Source organism: Streptomyces sp. NPDC046215 (assembly GCF_040646215.1).
GTDB lineage: Bacteria > Actinomycetota > Actinomycetes > Streptomycetales > Streptomycetaceae > Streptomyces > Streptomyces stramineus.
Genome location: NZ_JBEYZW010000021.1, coordinates 38,173 through 54,285 on the forward strand (window position 1 = coordinate 38,173; position 16,113 = coordinate 54,285).

The window sequence follows — 16,113 nt, forward strand, 5'->3', positions numbered from 1 at the left end:
CAACGAGCCTAGGACGGGGGTCTGACAATCCGCCTCCGGCCCGGTGGGCACCCCGGGGCGGTGGGCGCGGGCGTCAGAGCAGGTGCCCCGCCTCCGCCACCACCGGCGTCACCCGGCGCGCCAGCCGCCCCACCGGCCCGTCCGCGGGCTCCAGGGCGAGCGCCGCCCGCGTCACCCGGGCCGTCTGCTCGTCGCCCGCCGCCGTCACGGTGAGCAGGGCCACGAAGTGCTCCACCAGCCAGTCGCGCAGCTCCGTCACCGGCGGCTGCTTCCCCTCGTCCAGCCAGATCAGCGAGGCGGCCTCGACGGCCGTGATCCACGTGCGGACCGTCATCCGCAGCCGGGGCCCCGGCTCCGGCACGCCCAGATGGGTCAGGACCTGCACGGCCGCCGCCCGCCGCACCCCGTCCACGATCGCGCCCGTGCGGGAGGTCTCGGCGACGCTGCCGCCCCGCAGCAGCGCGCTGAACCCGGCGTCGTGCTCGTCGACGAAGGCCAGGTAGCGGTCGAGCGCGGCGGCCAGCCGGCCGCTCAGGGGGCCGGTCGGGGGCTCCGCGAAGCACAGTTCGAGATCGTCGGCCGCGCTGCGCAGCGCGGCCTCGTAGAGCTGGGGCTTGCCACCGGGGAAGTAGCGGTACACGAGCGGCCTCGACACCTGGGCGGCGGCCGCCACGTCGTCCAGCGAGACCTCCTCCGGCGGGCGGTGCGCGAAGAGGACGAGCGCGGCCGCGATCAGCTGGGTGCGGCGCTCCTCCACGCCGAGCCTGCGGTAGGCGGGGCGGGGCGGAGTCGGTGCTGCCGGGGCGGTTCCGCTGCCGTTCATGCACCGCAGCGTAACCGCCGCCCGCGACGGGGAAACGGCCGATTCAGGCGAGGAGTCCGGAGCTCCGCCAGAGCCGGCGGCCCACGCCCCGCATGACGCCTATCTCGTCCAGGAAGTCGGTGAGCCGCTTGGCGCCCGTCTGCATCACCTCGCGCCGGTGGCCGCTCGCCCTCACCTGGGTGACGGCCTCCCGCCGGTCGAGGCCCACGTTCGTATAGACGGCGGGGTTGACGAAGGCGAGCGAGAAGACCCGTGCCGCCTCGCCGGAACTCAGCCGGGTCAGCCCCGCCTCCCAGCGCGGCGCCGTCACCATCTGGCGGCGCAGCTCCTCGCGGGCGTAGCGCACGTGGCGGGCCTCCTCCACGACGTGGATGCGGGTGACGCCGCGGATGAGCGTCTGCACCCGCTCGTCGGGGAACGTCAGCCGCTGCATGTAGTCCAGGATCTCCTCGCCGAGGAGGGTGCAGGCGAACGAACCGGGCGTGGTGGAGATCGTCTTGAGGATCCGGGCGAGGTTGTGGTGCGTGGCGGAGACCGGGTACGTGGGGCTGCCGGACTTCTCCACCATGCGGGCGAACATCTTCGAGTGCCGGCACTCGTCAGCGATCTCGGTGAGGGCGTAGCGGACGTGCGCGCTGGTCACGGGCTTGTCGTAGATGTGCCGCACCAGCAGCTGCATCAGGATGATCTCGAACCAGATGCCGAGGGAGGCGAGCGAGGCGGCCTCGTGCCGGGAGAGTTCGAGGCGCTGCTCCTGCGACATCCGCCGCCACAGCGGAGTGTCGTAGAGGGAGAGCAGCTCCGGCGGCCAGAACCACTTGCCCTCTTCCAGGGGCGCGTCCCAGTCCAGTGCGGCGTCCGGGTCGAAGGAGTGCTTGGCGGAGGACTCCAGCAGGCGCTCGGCGACCTTCTCGCGGTCCTTGAGCGGACCGAGCGCGTCCCGGAGCGAGGGGTGCGCGGTGTCGGTGGTGCCGGCGGTCCCGGCGGTCTCGGGGGTCATGGCTGAGGACACCTCGTCTGTGGGTTACCCGCGGTCACCGTCTTATGAGACTACCTGTCAGCAAGCCAGTCAATCCCTTGGCGGCACCTGTCGGCCGGTGCGCGTTGCCGTCAACGGGCCGTGAGCGCAAGGGCCGTGGGGGTGCACCTCGTGGGCCAGGGGTGACCGGACGGTTTGACGCACAAAGATTCGCCCGGGGGAAGGGCGCGGAAAAAGGCGGAGATCGGAGCGGTGATGGCCGGGGGTGGCGGGGCCGCCGAGACAACTGAAGCCCCATCAGAACCCTGTCGCCGCAAGAACCTTTCCTCCCGGCCCCACGCGCGTTAACACAGCGCGGAGAGCCCCGCGGCTCCTTGGAACCTTCTTTTCGGCGCGAACGTCTTGGGGTGCACCTACGCGTACGCGCATGAGCGCCGACGCATAGCTACGCGGGCTTCGGAGAACACCCTACGAGGGAGGGGAAGTTCATGGCGCGACTCACCGCCCGGAGGCGACACCTCGTGATGGCGACGGTATCGGTTCTGGCGCTCGCCGCGACGATACCGGGCTGCGTGGCCATGGCCACCGAGGACACGGGGGCACCCGGCCGGATCCAGGGCACCGGCAAGAGCGACGGCAAACCCGGCGGCACCCCCGGCACGGCGTCCCCCGGCGCCGGCCGCACCACCGCGCCGGCCCGGGTGTCCGCCGAGATCTCGCACGGCAGCGAGAGCAAGGGCAAGGTCGTCAACATCACCATCGACGACGGGCCCGAGCCGGTCTGGACGGAGAAGGTGCTCGGCCTGCTGAAGCGGTACGACGTCAAGGCCACCTTCTGCATCGTCGGCACCCGGGCGAAGGAGTACCCCGCACTCGTCAAGAAGGTCGTCGCCGCCGGGCACCGCCTCTGCAACCACTCCGTCGACCACAACACCGCCATGGACCAGCGCTCCGAGGAGTACCAGAAGGAGCAGGTCCTCGACGCCCTGAAGATGATCCGGGACGCCGCGGGCAAGGACGTCGAGGTCCGCTACTACCGGGCGCCCGGCGGCGCCTTCACCCCCTACAGCCGGGAGGTCGCGGCCTCCCACGGCATGCGCCCGCTCGGCTGGAGCGTCGACACCCACGACTGGCAGAACCCCGGCTCCGCCCGCATCGTCGAGACGGTCAAGCGCGACCTGCGCGAGGGCCCCACGGTCCTCTTCCACGACGGGGGCGGCAACCGCAGCCAGACCGTCACGGCCCTGGAGGAGCTCCTGCCCTGGCTCAAGGACCAGGGCTACGCGTTCGCCTTCCCGGAGATCTGACCCCGCTCCGCCTCCCCGCCGCGACCCGGCGGCGGGGACGGCGGCCACGGCTGCCGGGCGCGGCTACCAGCGGAAGGCGTCGGTCGCCTGCGGCGGGGCGACCGGCTCCCGGAGCGCGGCGGCGTTGCGCGGATGCCCCGGCCGGAGGAACCACCGCCGGGCCGACACCAGCCACCAGGTACCCGCGAAGCCGAGGACGGCGGCCACGGCGATGGGCGCGTAGTTGAAGGTGTCCACGGTGACCGGACCGGACTGCGGCAGCATGAACAGCACCGTGATCACCGCCACCCAGGAGATGGCCACGATCCCGACGGGCCGCGACCACCGCCCCAGGTGCCAGGGCCCGCGCTCGAACGCGTCCCCCTTGCGCACCCGCAGCAGGGTCGGCGCGGCGTAGGCCAGATACGAGCCGATGGTGGCGATGGAGGTGACGGCCGCGTACGCCGTGGAGTTGATCAGGAACGGCAGTCCCAGCACGAAGGCGCCCCCGGCGGCGAGCCACACGGCGTTCGTGGGCGTCCGCGTCTGCGGGTTGATCCGGTGCCAGACGCGGGAGAAGGGCAGGGCCCCGTCCCGGGAGAACGCGTAGATCATCCGGGAGTTCGCGGTGACGGAGGCCATCCCGCAGAAGAGCTGCGCCGCGATGACCACGAGCAGCAGCAGCTTCCCGGCCGAGGCCCCCAGGGCGTCCATGAAGATCTGCGCCGGCGGCACCGCGGTCGCCGTGCCGACCGAACCGGCGTAGTCCTGGATCGCGTACGTCAGCCCCGCCAGCAGGACGAACCCGGCGATCCACGACACCCAGATCGACCGCACGATGCCGCGCGGCCCGGCGACGGCGGCGTCGTTGGTCTCCTCGGTCATATGGGCCGAGGCGTCGTAGCCGGTGAAGGTGTACTGGGCGACGAGCAGCGACAGCAGGCCGACGTAGAGCCCCGAGCCCCAGCCCGTGTCGTTCACGAAGTGGGTGAAGACGAACGACGTCGACCGGTGGTGGTCCGGCACCAGCACCAGCGCGCCGACGATCAGCACCACGCCGATCAGGTGCCACCACACGCTCACCGAGTTCAAGAACGCCACCAGCCGCACCCCGAAGGTGTTCAGCACGGCGTGCAGCAGGAGCACCACGCCGAACAGCGCGATCGTGTGCCCGGGCGTGGCCGCGAAGCCGAACTGCAGGTCCAGGTAGGCGTTGAGGAACGTCGCGGCCCCGAAGTCGATGCCCGCGGTCACCGCGACCTGCCCGAGGACGTTGAACCAGCCGGTGAACCACGCCCACGCCGCCCGCGACCGCTCCGGCGCCATCTGGTGCGCCCAGAAGTACAGCCCCGCGGACGTCGGGTACGACGAGCACACCTCCGCCATCGACAGCCCGACGACCAGCGTCATCGCGCCGACGGCGATCCACCCCCAGGTGAGCATCGCCGGGCCGCCGGTGCGCATCCCGAAGCCGTACATCGTCATGCAGCCGGAGAGCACGGAAATGATCGTGAACGACACGGCGAAATTGGCGAAACCGGACATCCGGCGGGCCAGGACCTGGGTGTAGCCGAGCTGCTGGAGGCGCTCCTCGTCGGAGACCCCTGGGGCGTCGAGTGGCACGCGATTCTCTTTCTCGTGACGAATTCTCGTGACGAATTCTCGGAATTCGTGTGGCGAATCCTCGTGGCGAACGGTCAAGGAACGTGCGGTGCGGTACGCAGCGGAACGCGGGTCGTGCCTAGGTGCGGCGGGGGGAGGCGCGGACGGCGCGCAGAGCCCACTCCCGGTGGCGCAGGAAGAGCTCCCGGGCGTCGCCGCAGTAGGACCAGGGCACGTCCGAGGCGTACGGGCCGATGGCCCGGAACACCTCGTACGCCTCGGCGTGCCGTCCCGCGAACGCCAGGGCGTGCGCAAGGTAGTTGGCGTCGTCCATGAACTGGGCGTGGGGGATCGGAGCCCGGTGCCGCCACCAGTGCTCCAGCACGTGGTCGAGGTGCGGGCAGTCGATCCAGGGGTGGATGGTCAGGCCGTAGCTGCCGGCCTCGGTCTCCATCCGGTGCCGGTGCGTCTCCGCGAGCGCCACCAGCGGCAGCGTGGCGAGCGGCAGCCCCTTGGGCGCCGTGTCGGCCCGCTCCTGCGCCCAGTGGAACATCTCGGCACCGGAGCCGTGGTTGCGGCTGAAGAAATAGGTGAGCACCTCGTGATGGGCCTCGCGGTTGTACGGGTCCCGCGCCTCGACCTCGGCCCAGACCTGCCGCAGCACGTCACGGCCGGGGGCGTGGACCCGGATGAGGGCGAGCATCACCACCCAGGGCGAGGGGTCGGCGGGCTCGGCCTCGGCGGCGGCGAGACAGCCGGCCCAGGCCCCCTCCATCTCCGCCCGCCCCTCGGCCACCCCGCTGATCATCGACCGCACCGCCCGCACGTGGGCCAGCAGCGCCAGCGCGTCCGCCGACCGGGGCTCGGCACGGGCCCAGGTGTCGGCGAACCGCAGCGGCGCCCCGGCCCGGGCCAGCACCTGCAACCGGAAGATCCGCCGGTCCCAGTCCTGCCCGGTGACGGCCAGCAGGTCCCGGGGCCCTTCCCACCGCCCCATCGCGGCGTCCTCCAGCACGGACCGCAACGGCAGGTCGTCCCGGGCCGGGTGCCGGTCCAGCCGCTCCCCACCACCGCGCCGGAACCTCATAGGACCCCGCCCCTGAATTGATTAATCGTCAATTAGTCGTTGTTCAGGTGCACTTGAGATCGGGGGCAACCACACCCGCCCCACGAGGCGGCACCATACCCCGCAACGACCGGCCGTGGTGGCGTAACGGGTGGGGCGGGACGGGGGAGGGGTGCCGCCCGGGCCGCCGCGTTTCAGGTCAAAGAGTGATGCGAACACGTCACGGCGGTGAGGGGTGCCTCCTCGCGGCACGGCGTGGTGCCAGAGTCCGGGTGCGGTGCCCACCCGGGCACGGGCGCAGGAACTACCTGACGCAAGGAGTTCTCCCGTGGGGAAGAAAGTCACCACCCTGCTCGCGACGACCGCTCTCACCGCGATGGCCCTCGCCGGCCAGGCGAGCGCGGCCCCCTCCCACCCCGGCGCCCCGCCGACCGCTACGACGGCGAAGCCGGGCACGCAGGAGACCCGCACGTACCACGCCCCCTTCACCCTCGGCCACAACCAGTCGGTGAGCTCCGACACGGCCCGCCTCGTCATGCAGTCGGACGGCAACCTGGTCATCTACGACGAGTTCAACCGGGCCCGCTGGGCGTCCAACACGGTCGGCCAGGGCTGGACGGCCCGCTTCCAGACGGACGGCAATTTCGTCGTCTACACCCGCTCCGACCGCCCGGCCTGGAACTCCAGAACCGCCGGCCACCCGGGCTCACGCCTGGTCGTCCAGGACGACGGCAACGTCGTGATCTACGACGGCAGCCGCGCGGTCTGGGCGTCGGGGACCAATCACTGAGGGGGATGGGGGACTGAGCCGCGGACGCGGCCGTACAGCCGTACATACGCGAAGACCCCGCCGTCAGCGAACTCGCTGACGGCGGGGTCTTCGAACACTTCTCGCGAAGTGCCCCCGGCAGGATTCGAACCTGCGCACACGGCTCCGGAGGGGGTGTGTTGATCCGCGTCCTGATGCCTTTGGCCTGCCCAGAGTCCTCCCGGTGGTGCCCAGATGCGCGACTGTGTCGGGCCTGTGGCGGAGAGCCGAGACTGACGGCTGAGGTGGCCTCGCCCGCCAGGCCTAGCTCGACGGGCAATCCTGGTCTGGTAGTAGCTGGCGGAGGGCCTGCGGACTACCGCCGGTTCTGCACGGCGGTCATGAGCAGTATCACTGACGTCAACAAAAGAACCGTGTCGCTGCTGTTCGACGATACGGAGCTCGTTGCCAGGGCCGACCAGGCTTGGAGCCACTCCAAGAGTTGAGGCCATGAGGTACTGGATGACGGGTTCACTCGATCTCCTAACGGATGGCTGCAACTGGGCGTCGCCGGCCTGATCAGAGTGGTATGTAGGAGGGGTGTTGCGGCAGTAAGCACACGTTGCCATGGGCTGCAACAGCAGCCATCCGTGAGGGGGACAGTTTGTCGCGGTACGCGTTGCAGCCGGTCAGTGCAGACTTGCCGCTGGAGTCGAGGGAGTTGGCCGAGGCTCTCCGGAAGGTCTTTGAAGGCTTAGGGCTGTCGGTACGGCGGTACGCCCTTCGTCGTTACTGTGACGCAGGCTCCGTTTCCCGATACTTCAACGGAAGCCGGGTGCCCCCATGGGAGTTTGTGCAAGGCCTCCTGGAGGACTTGGCGGAGGCTCGCCAGCAGCCTGTCCAGGCAGAGGTGCTTAGCCACATCAAGAGCCTGCATAGAGCAGCGTTGCGGGTCAGCAACGCAACCCTCTATGAAGTTCAGATCTTGCAGGATCAGCTTGAAGACGCCGACAGGGCCCATCAGCAGGCCGAGGTGCGGGAACAAGCATTGCTCGAAGCGTTGCAGGCTCGCCAACATCGGATTGCAGAGCTTGAAACGGAACGGAAGCAGCTTGAAATCTCCTGGACGACCGAAAGGATGGAGTTCGCGCAAATTTCGGGGGAGCTTCAAGAAAACCTCTCCAAGCAATCGGGCGAAGTTGATCGTCTGCGTCGTGAAGTGGAGCGGCTGGAAGAGCAACTCAGAGTTGCGCATCAAATGAGCATCGAGGCGGCGGAGAAGTGCCAGCGACTTGAGCGAATGCTTGAAAGTGTCGAAGACTCTACGGGTACGATTTCCTTTGGTGAGAGTGAGGGGGATCGTTCGGCGATGCAGCAGGAGATGAAAAAGGCGCAGAGCCTCATTGGGGTATTGCAAGCGGAGATCGTTGAGCTCAAAAAAAATGGAAATTTTGATCTGCGATGGCGTGAGTCAGATTCGCGGGGCGCTGCTGGAGTTGATGTGTCGAGGGTGGCGAGGGTGTCCCTTGACGGGAAAACCCCTAAGGAAATAGCCGCGATGGTGATTAGATCCTCCGACAGTGAGGACGGCCTCCTGAGGCACAATATTTTGAAGCGAATGTCCATCGATTGTGGAATCGATGAAATGTGTAAGACAATCGATCTGCTCTTGAGGGCAGGATTTGTTGATAGCGTATTTCAGTTCCTTCATCGCGCGCCTAGTAATCTTACGGTCGTTGACGTTTACGACCTTGCTAGGAGAGTGAGTGAGAGGAATGAGGCTAGCGGGCGTCTAGCTTGGCGGACAATGGATGATGCTTTGATTGCAGCGTTCGCCTGGAAGTGCAGCGCGGATGGTGTCTTTGAGATGTTGAAATTGATGGATTTTGCGCAGGATCGCGCCAGGGCTGAGGCGCTGCTATCAAATCTGGCTAGGCAGCAGAAAGTGGAGAGATTTGAAGTTCTCGCCAGGGTTCTTCCTAAATTGAAGGAGCCTCAGGCGGAGATCGTTCTTGCTGAAATTCGGAATCTGAGCCTTGAGAGAATTCCGCATGTCCTCAAATTTCTACGCCAGGAGGGTGTAGGTGATTTGATTGATCTCGTTATGGACGATTTTGTTCTCTATCGGTCTGATCGATTGGATGAGCTGACTGTGTTGTTGCGGACTCTTGGTATGGATCGCGATCTCCGCTCGCTCGAGGAGCGTTCTTCCAAGTAGATTTCGGGTGATTTTACGAAGTCCAGATAACGGCCAGTTGACCCGACCGGGATGCGACTGCGGCGCCTCGTTCGGCGAAACAACGGCGGTGACCTGCGGTGGAGCCGGGTATCGCCAGAGTGTTTGCCCGTGGCGGCCCGCAGTGTCTCCGTGAACCGCGGTCTTGGTAACGCCGGACAGAGAGCCGGCCCACAGCGGCCCCCTTCTCTGTGGACAGTGCGCTCAAAAGATGGCGACAGGAAGAGGGCGGGGTGCGGCTTCGGCCCATGGACTCCCCGGTCTGGGTCCGTGCCTGACCACCGAGCCGCACACTGCTCCGCAACTCAGGCGGGCTTTGGACCTAACCGCGATGTACACGCATCTCTCCAGGTCCTTGCCCGACGCGAGACATGGGCCGGGAGGCGGGCCGAGGATGGCCGAAAGCCTGGACCGAGGTCCCACACGGTGGTCGTCCGTGAGCTGGCAGAAGGCCAGCCTCTAGCCATCCTGTCGCATAGGTGGCAAGAGAAGATCTCGATCAGGATGCTGCCCGCCGGTGACCCGGCCGCTAACCCCGAGGTCCGTTCGGGCTGCGTCGTGGAAGGCGTTGATCGCGCGGAACACCGCCCGGTTGCGCTCCCGCCACTCCTCCAGACCTCCTGTGATCCTGCCGTGCGCCTGCCAGTCGACTTCTAGGGTCATCGCATTGAGATCGTGAGCTGCCTCGACGACCTCGTCGCCGCCTAGCAGCATGATTCGCTCGAAGGCCCGGCCGCGGAGGTGTCCCGCCTCCGCTATCTCCGCTTTGATCTCCGCCTCGTCTCGCCGGCGCTCACGGAGGCCCTCACGGTGCTCGTAGAGCTCGACGGCGAGGAAGATGCTCGTCCTGATCCGCTCGACGTAGCTTGCGTAGGCTTCAAGCTTCTTGTCGTCCCACCGGGTCAAGAGCTGGTCCCGTTTGCGGCGTCGCTCCGCCAGGGCGTTCGTCAGGTGTGTGGTCAGCCCGCCGAGTATCACCGCGGCGACTGTCACGAGCTGTTCGACCGGCCCCACCGGGGTCCCCCAGACTCCTAAAGATGTCTAGAGGATCTTAGGAGTGCGCCCTGGTCGGGTGGTCGTCTCCTTTCGGCCATCGTGGTCACGGCCTACGGTGGGCGCCCAACTGGCGTCGAAGTTGTCGTCCGAATCGTCGGATGGTCAACTCTTGGAGGAGCCGCGGCGCCACGTAGGCACCTACAAAGACCGTGGCTGCGACGGAGAAGGTCGGCCAAGTCCCCAATAGCGCTTGGCTGATCAGCACGCCGCCGACCAGCAGTAGCCCTCCGATGGTGATTGCTAGCTTCTGCTCCTCGCCCAGCATCAGTCACCCCCGGGGATCGCGGAACAACGAGGTTAGGAGCCCCCTGGCCTTGCTGGTGGGGCCCTTCTGGGGGATGTCTTGATCGTGGCGCCGGCTGCTCAGCCGACCATGCGTGTCTAGGTGTTCGTCAGCCAACTGAGTGCGAACGGACGAGCTCCTTTGGGGCTGGCGGGTTCTGGAGTTCGGCGTCACGGGCAGCGACTGGATCGCTGGTCCTGCCGGGCTCGGCATCCTGTGGGCGGCTTGGTCTTTCAGCGACCCGTGCGGTGCTGCGGCCGACGGCGTGGTGCCTGCTCCCTTGCTGGTGTTGGAGCCCACGAGTAGCTTCGAACTGACGGGGCGTCAGATATCGCCCAATGCAGTCGCTGTGAAGGGGGACGCCATGGGTCCGAACACGCCTGACGTGAAGGAACTCCCCAGGATCATCAGCGTGGACGATCACGTGATCGAGCCGGCCCACCTCTTCGAAGCGTGGCTCCCCTCGAAGTACCGCGACCGGGGGCCCAAGCCCTTCACCGCGGGGATCGGGGACCTGAAGTACGTCGGAGGCAAGTACCGCTTCACCACTGATCCGGACGGCCAGGTCACCGACTGGTGGGAGTACGAGGGGCTGATCTACCCGTACAAGCGCATCATCGCCGCCGTGGGGTTCTCCCGGGACGAGATGACCCTCGACGGCATCACCCGTGAGCAGATGCGCCGCGGCTGCTGGGACCCGAAGGCCCGGTTGGAGGACATGGACCTCAACCACGTCGAGGCGTCTCTCTGTTTCCCGACCTTCCCCCGCTTCTGCGGGCAGACCTTCGCCGAGGCGCAGGACAAGGAGGTCGCGCTCGCGTGCGTCCGCGCCTACAACGACTGGATGGTCGAGGAGTGGTGCGGTGACAGTGGTGGTCGGCTCATCCCGCTGTGCTTGATCCCGCTGTGGGACGTCGATCTTGCCGTCGCCGAGATCAGGCGCAACGCCGCCCGCGGCGTACGCGCGGTGACCTTCAGCGAGATCCCGACGTACCTCGGCCTGCCGTCCATCCACTCCGGCTATTGGGATCCGTTCTTCGCCGCCTGCGAGGAGACCGGGACCGTGGTCAACATGCACATCGGGTCGTCGTCCCAGATGCCGGCGGCCTCGCCGGACGCGCCGCCGGCTGTGCAGGCGACCCTGAGCTTCAACAATGCGATGTCATCGCTGGCGGACTTCCTCTTCAGCGGCGTCCTCGTCCGCTTTCCCCGGCTCACCCTGGCCTACAGCGAGGGGCAGATGGGCTGGATCCCCTACGCCCTGGAGCGCGCCGACGACGTCTGGCGGGAGCATCGCGCCTGGGGCGGTGTCCGTGACCTGGTTCCCGAGCCCCCGTCGACGTACTACTACCGGCAGATCTTCTGCTGCTTTTTCCGCGACAGGCACGGGATCGAGTCCATCGAGACGGTGGGTGTCGACAACGCCACGTTCGAGACCGATTACCCGCATGTCGATTCGACGTGGCCGCATACGAAGCAGGTGGCGGCCGAGCACGTGGCAGATCTTCCCGACGAGGTCGTGTACAAGGTTCTTCGAGGGAATGCCATTCGCATGCTGGGCCTGTCAATTGATGTCGATCGAACACCCTGAAGGCAGTTAACGACTGTAGTCTCGGGGAACCCATCCATCGGGGGTCAAGTCTATAGCTTTAGACAACTTCTGCGCTCCCTTCGTGTGGCTGGTCAAGCTGCTGCTCGCGCTTGCGCTGCTCGACTCTTAGGAGTTCGATCTCCTTGGCGAGCTTGGCAAGCCTAGTGTGCTCGTCATCGTCGTCGTAGGGGTAAATGCCCAACTCAAACGCTGTAGCGTGACGTTCGATGTCGTCTGCGGTCTGCTGAAGGTAGAACGCCCGCTCACGCCACTTGTAGTAACCGGTGAAACCTGCCGCAACACCCACGGCGAACGTGATTCCCATGGCCCAATACTTGATCGGGGTTGGCGTGTCGGCGAGGGCGGTGACGGCGGTTCCACCCAGTGACCCAACGATGATGACGGTTTGGGCGAAGTTGTGCTTCCTTCTGTACTTCCTTCCGTCTTTTCGTAGACCTTCGAGCTCCGCTGGGATTGAGTCCTTGTAAGAGTATTGGCGATCTGGGACTGGAAGACCGAGACGCGCGGCGTCCAAGAGGCGCAGCTCTTCCGCTGCTTCAAGTTCGATCTTCAGCTCGCGTGCCGTTTTTTTGTAGAGGTGCATTGCGTTGGTCTCTACGGAACGGACCACCCAGAAGGTCCCAAGGGCGAGTGCGAAGATGGGGATGGCGATCTTATTTGCGAGGGCGAGTGTGGACCATCCGACGGCTACGTTTGCGACGATGAGAGCGAAGAGTAAAGCTGCTGCAATAGCCCCGGATGACCAGCGTGTGATCGTCTGGAGAGTCCTAATTCGAAAGGCTACTCTGAGTTCGGCTATGCGCTTCTTGTGCGCAATAAGGGCCTCTACTCTGGCTGTTGTTTCCTGTGAAGCGACCTCCATCGTCCGTATCCTTTCTCTTTGTGGGGGGTGAGTCACTGCGGGTGGCTGAGGCGTAGGGGACTGCCAGCGGCCTGCCGATGCATCCGCAGCCGCGCCACCTGACCGGGCGCCGGGATCCTCTTCGCGCTGGACGGAGCGATTGCTTCGCTGGGCCGCCATGACAAGGAAGGCTCCACCGGTGACACCGGCGAGCATGATCAGCGAGCCAACCCCGACGGCAGCGAGGATCGGTATAGCGGAGTCCAAGACGTTCCCCGTTGATTCGTGTTTGCGCTGCACAACTTCGTTGGCCGGACTGCGCGGCGATCTTAGCAACGCATGTAAGGCATCCGGTAGTTGATGCTCATGCATGATGAGGCTTGGAGGTCGGAGGTTCAGCACGCTTCAGGGTTCGCGCCACGTACGCTTCGACTTCCACCTCCCTGGTGTCAGCTGGCCGTTCGCGTCCGCCGCGCGCCGCCAGGCCGTTGGAGCCAGCCTGCCTGAAACGGCCGCATCGAAGATCCGGAAGGCTGGACGCAACTGGAAGACTGTCTACTTAATCGTGTGGGGGCAGGGTTTACGCGAGAGCCAGCGGAGGACGCGATCACATGAAGGACTGCAATGCGGAGGCTCTGGCCTCTCTGTGTCGTTGGTACGTGCGCCACGGGCCCGGCACGCTCGGGAAGGCGCCGCTGGCCGCGCGGTACCTGAACCCCTATCTACGGGACCACCCCCGCCTCCGCGTCGTTCAGTCCCGTTCCGGGCCCAGGTTCGCGGTCGACACCCAGGACCTCATTCAGCGCTATATCTACATGTTCGGGGCCTGGGAACCGCACATGACCCACTGGCTCAGCCGGCGGCTGCGACCTGGCGACACCTTCGTCGATGTCGGCGCCAACATCGGGTACTTCAGCGTGCTCGCCTCACAGCTCGTGGGCGAAACCGGCGGCGTCGTGGCCATCGAGGCTTCCCCGCTGTTTCACAAGAGACTCGGGGCCCAGGCCCGGCTCAACGGCTGCGGGAACGTGCGAGCCGTCAATGCCGCGGTATCGGACACTCGGAAATCACTGACCTTCACCCTCGCCAGCTCCCGCAACATGGGGGCGAACAGCATCGTCCCGTACGACGGGCCGGCGGAATCCAGCTTCGAGATGGAGGCTCGTCCGCTACCGGAGATGCTGACCGACGCGGAGATCGCCGGCGCCCGGGTAATCAAGGTAGACGTGGAAGGCGCGGAAGGTGGCGTCGTCCGCGGCATGACTCCGATGCTCGGCCGGCTCAGGCCGGATGCGGAGATCACCGTCGAGGTGACCCCGGAACGGATGGCGATGCTGGGCGACTCCGCTGACGAACTGCTCGCCACCATGCGGGAGCACGGCTTCCACGTGTACCGACTCGCCAACGACTACGCCCCGGAGAGCTATCCGGCGGCGCTGCGTCGGGCCCCCGCGGTCCCGGTGCGCTGGCGCGGCCCCGTCACCGGCGAGAGTGACCTCATCTTCTCCCGGGTGGACGCCGAGACGCTCCCCTGAACACACCACGGCCCGGCTCCTGGGAGCCGGGCCGTGGGCTGGGGGTGCTACTCCCCAGGATGTTGGAGCGCGTCCGGTGTCGCCGCCGACCCCGGATCCAGGGCCGGCGGAGGCACCGCACCCTCAAGTCCCGACTCTTCGGGTCCCGATGCAGGCAGGCGAGCGCCACGGCTTTCCGCGACCCGTAGGACGTCGCTCAGCGAATAGGCCGCTTGCCGAAGCGCGGGCCAGAGGCGCCGGCAGCACGCGGAGGGGTCGGCGAGCAGCTCCTCGACGTCCGCCAGGACCTCGGCCCGGTGATCATCTGGGCCGCTTCGATACTGTCGGCGTATCGAGACATCACGCCCTGGCCGTCCGCCGAGCTCAGGAAGCACGGCTTGCCCTCAGGCGCTTCCCACGGCAGGAGTCGCGGATCGCGATCCTCGCTGATCGCTCCCGGCTGGAGAGCTTCGCCGTCCGGGTTGGCAGTCATCAGGCTGTCTCCAAAGGCTCGACGTGCGTGCTGGTCGCGAAGACGGCTTCCGCACGGTCGCCGGGAAGTACCAGATAGGCCCCTTCCACGACTCGCCCATTGGCATCGACCGACGTTCGTTCCATCGCCAGGACGGGGGCCGTGCTGCGGAGGACCTCCCTCTCCTTGCCGCTGGGCAGGCGCGAGGTGACCCGCTCGACCGTGGAGGCCACCTGCACCCCGGCGGCGGCGAGGAGCTCACGGACGTCGTCACCCCATGGCGATGGGCCCGTCTCAAGGTCACCGAGTCTCGCCACCTGGAACGGGACGTACAGGCGAGCCAGACTCTGCGCCGAGGTCCCGAGGTAGCTGACGTACACGTACTCGGCGAGCAGGGAGCCGCGGCGAACCCGGAGGAACGACGACAAGGCGTCAGTCGCTTTCACCTTGTTGAGCGTGACGCTGACTTCCAGCGACGGGTTCGGCGACGCCTGCCGGTCCGAGGTGTGCCGCCTGCTGTCGTAGACGCTGCGCTCGCGGCGCTGGCGGATGAAGTTTCCTCGGCCATGAACCTTCTCGATCCTCCCTTCGGCCTGGAGCACATCGAGCGCGAGCCTCATCGTGGGCACGCTGACCCTGTACTGAGCGGCGAGTCTTGCCTCCGGGGGAAGCTGCTCGCCGGCTGCGAATCCCCCGGTTTGGATGCGTCGCCGCAGGTCATCAGCGAGGGCTTGATAGCGGGTGGCCATAGTGCCTCTTCACCGCCTCTCGACGGCCCGCACAGCGGACAGCCGGGTCGCCGAGTGAATGGTCAGACTCTGCCCCGTACGGAAGCGCAGGCCCCTCACCGTGTCCGAGACGTCGACCACGTCGACTACTTCGAACCCCCGCCCGCCGAGGTCGATGACGTCTCCCGTCCGGACCGTCTCCCAGTCGACCTGAACGCGGACGTAGCGGTGCGTCTTGCTGGAAGTGGTGATGTCCTTGAGCATCAGCGAGCCTCCACCAGGCTCCAGGGCCGGCTGACCACACGGGGTCGCCAGCGAGGCTCCATCCGCAGCCGGGCGCGTTCGTCGCCGGGCACCACGTACAGACGGACGAGGGCAGCCTCCTCGGCATCGAGGAATTCCGCGCACCAACGCGGGTGGCTCAAGGGCGAGGTCGTCTCCTCGGCGATCTGGGGGCCCGTCGGCGTACACCGACGAGGTTGTTCCGCAGGGGGAACGAATGGCCGCCTAGCCCAGGCGGCGATTCGGCGGATAAGGTCCAGCACGTGATCAGCTCCTCACAGCTGATGGCCGTGCCCCCGGTCAGCGCTGACTGTCGCGGGGGTTTCCTTGTCGATGGCGGCCCAGGCGATGCAGCCGCGCCGGCCGTTGACGAGCCCGAACGAGTCGGCCGTCTCCAGCACTTCTAAGAGCTCTTGCCACGCCTCTGCCGAGACGCGGGCCGGGACCTTCGTCTCGACACAGATGTGGCTTTTCTGGTGCCAAACGCACGGAGTGAACCCAGCTGCCGTGAGGCGTGCGGCCAAGTGGTCGGCGCGATTTCTGCATGCGGCCACAAGGTGTTCCTCCGTCGCCACGGGATCACAG

At 66.8% G+C, this 16,113-nt stretch carries 15 protein-coding genes; 5 read left to right on the forward strand and 10 right to left on the reverse strand.

The genetic code is table 11. The annotated features are described in order from the left end of the window. Positions 1-73 precede the first annotated feature (73 nt). Entirely contained in the window at positions 74-823 is a 750-nt protein-coding gene (locus tag ABZ951_RS12200) for a helix-turn-helix domain-containing protein (RefSeq protein ID WP_344089745.1), read from the reverse strand. A gap of 43 nt (positions 824-866) precedes the next feature. Next, on the reverse strand, positions 867-1,823 hold the full coding sequence (locus tag ABZ951_RS12205) for a diiron oxygenase (protein WP_344089746.1): 957 nt from the start codon (positions 1,821-1,823) through the stop codon (positions 867-869). A 467-nt stretch (positions 1,824-2,290) separates the two neighbouring features. Between ABZ951_RS12205 and ABZ951_RS12210 the strand changes: the two genes are divergently transcribed. After that, positions 2,291-3,109: a polysaccharide deacetylase family protein gene (locus ABZ951_RS12210; protein ID WP_344089747.1), complete on the forward strand. Its 819-nt coding sequence runs from the start codon at positions 2,291-2,293 to the stop codon at positions 3,107-3,109. A 63-nt stretch (positions 3,110-3,172) separates the two neighbouring features. On the opposite strand, the gene ABZ951_RS12215 is transcribed toward ABZ951_RS12210, so the two are convergent. Both ABZ951_RS12215 and ABZ951_RS12220 read right to left on the reverse strand, forming a co-directional pair. Beyond that, a complete protein-coding gene (locus ABZ951_RS12215) occupies positions 3,173-4,711 on the reverse strand; it encodes an amino acid permease (protein WP_344089748.1) in 1,539 nt (512 codons plus the stop codon). Between the two features lie 118 nt (positions 4,712-4,829). After that, positions 4,830-5,777, reverse strand: coding sequence for a hypothetical protein (locus tag ABZ951_RS12220; protein WP_344089749.1), 948 nt, complete (start codon positions 5,775-5,777; stop codon positions 4,830-4,832). Between the two features lie 307 nt (positions 5,778-6,084). Between ABZ951_RS12220 and ABZ951_RS12225 the strand changes: the two genes are divergently transcribed. After that, the gene (locus tag ABZ951_RS12225) at positions 6,085-6,546 is read left to right on the forward strand and encodes a hypothetical protein (protein WP_344089750.1); all 462 of its coding nucleotides are present in this window, start codon (positions 6,085-6,087) and stop codon (positions 6,544-6,546) included. Positions 6,547-7,414: 868 nt separating this feature from the next. Continuing rightward, entirely contained in the window at positions 7,415-8,722 is a 1,308-nt protein-coding gene (locus ABZ951_RS12230) for a hypothetical protein (RefSeq protein WP_344089751.1), read from the forward strand. Positions 8,723-9,199: 477 nt separating this feature from the next. Here ABZ951_RS12230 and ABZ951_RS12235 read toward each other — a convergent pair whose 3' ends face one another. Next, positions 9,200-9,754, reverse strand: coding sequence for a hypothetical protein (locus ABZ951_RS12235; protein ID WP_344089752.1), 555 nt, complete (start codon positions 9,752-9,754; stop codon positions 9,200-9,202). 689 nt (positions 9,755-10,443) lie between these two features. Between ABZ951_RS12235 and ABZ951_RS12240 the strand changes: the two genes are divergently transcribed. Next, positions 10,444-11,670 carry an amidohydrolase family protein gene (locus ABZ951_RS12240; RefSeq protein WP_344089753.1) on the forward strand — a complete coding sequence of 409 codons (1,227 nt, stop codon included), beginning with the start codon at positions 10,444-10,446 and terminating at the stop codon, positions 11,668-11,670. A gap of 58 nt (positions 11,671-11,728) precedes the next feature. Here ABZ951_RS12240 and ABZ951_RS12245 read toward each other — a convergent pair whose 3' ends face one another. Further along, positions 11,729-12,553, reverse strand: a complete 825-nt coding sequence (locus ABZ951_RS12245) for an SLATT domain-containing protein (RefSeq protein ID WP_344089754.1) — start codon at positions 12,551-12,553, stop codon at positions 11,729-11,731. 590 nt (positions 12,554-13,143) lie between these two features. On the opposite strand from ABZ951_RS12245, the gene ABZ951_RS12250 reads away from it, so the two are divergent. Continuing rightward, positions 13,144-14,067, forward strand: coding sequence for an FkbM family methyltransferase (locus ABZ951_RS12250; RefSeq protein ID WP_344089755.1), 924 nt, complete (start codon positions 13,144-13,146; stop codon positions 14,065-14,067). Between the two features lie 471 nt (positions 14,068-14,538). Here the strand turns inward: ABZ951_RS12250 and ABZ951_RS12255 are convergent, their stop codons facing one another. The 4 genes from ABZ951_RS12255 to ABZ951_RS12270 all read right to left on the reverse strand — a co-directional run bounded on the left by ABZ951_RS12255 (position 14,539) and on the right by ABZ951_RS12270 (position 16,103). After that, positions 14,539-15,267: a GntR family transcriptional regulator gene (locus ABZ951_RS12255; protein WP_344089756.1), complete on the reverse strand. Its 729-nt coding sequence runs from the start codon at positions 15,265-15,267 to the stop codon at positions 14,539-14,541. 9 nt (positions 15,268-15,276) lie between these two features. After that, complete coding sequence (locus tag ABZ951_RS12260; protein ID WP_344089757.1) at positions 15,277-15,510, reverse strand: hypothetical protein; 234 nt, start codon at positions 15,508-15,510, stop codon at positions 15,277-15,279. Beyond that, the gene (locus ABZ951_RS12265) at positions 15,510-15,671 is read right to left on the reverse strand and encodes a hypothetical protein (RefSeq protein WP_344089758.1); all 162 of its coding nucleotides are present in this window, start codon (positions 15,669-15,671) and stop codon (positions 15,510-15,512) included. The genes ABZ951_RS12260 and ABZ951_RS12265 overlap by 1 nt, the downstream gene beginning before the upstream one ends. A 132-nt stretch (positions 15,672-15,803) precedes the next feature. Beyond that, on the reverse strand, positions 15,804-16,103 hold the full coding sequence (locus ABZ951_RS12270; RefSeq protein ID WP_344089759.1) for a hypothetical protein: 300 nt from the start codon (positions 16,101-16,103) through the stop codon (positions 15,804-15,806). Between the last annotated feature and the right edge of the window lie 10 nt (positions 16,104-16,113).

Excerpts from the sequence above, each read along its gene's own strand:
- ABZ951_RS12200 (WP_344089745.1), bottom strand. The coding sequence starts at position 823 with ATGAACGGCAGCGGAACCGCCCCGGCAGCACCGACTCCGCCCCGCCCC.
- ABZ951_RS12205 (WP_344089746.1), bottom strand. The coding sequence starts at position 1,823 with ATGACCCCCGAGACCGCCGGGACCGCCGGCACCACCGACACCGCGCAC.
- ABZ951_RS12210 (WP_344089747.1), top strand. The coding sequence starts at position 2,291 with ATGGCGCGACTCACCGCCCGGAGGCGACACCTCGTGATGGCGACGGTA.
- ABZ951_RS12220 (WP_344089749.1), bottom strand. The coding sequence starts at position 5,777 with ATGAGGTTCCGGCGCGGTGGTGGGGAGCGGCTGGACCGGCACCCGGCC.
- ABZ951_RS12240 (WP_344089753.1), top strand. The coding sequence starts at position 10,444 with ATGGGTCCGAACACGCCTGACGTGAAGGAACTCCCCAGGATCATCAGC.
- ABZ951_RS12245 (WP_344089754.1), bottom strand. The coding sequence starts at position 12,553 with ATGGAGGTCGCTTCACAGGAAACAACAGCCAGAGTAGAGGCCCTTATT.
- ABZ951_RS12250 (WP_344089755.1), top strand. The coding sequence starts at position 13,144 with ATGAAGGACTGCAATGCGGAGGCTCTGGCCTCTCTGTGTCGTTGGTAC.
- ABZ951_RS12255 (WP_344089756.1), bottom strand. The coding sequence starts at position 15,267 with ATGGCCACCCGCTATCAAGCCCTCGCTGATGACCTGCGGCGACGCATC.
- ABZ951_RS12260 (WP_344089757.1), bottom strand. The coding sequence starts at position 15,510 with ATGCTCAAGGACATCACCACTTCCAGCAAGACGCACCGCTACGTCCGC.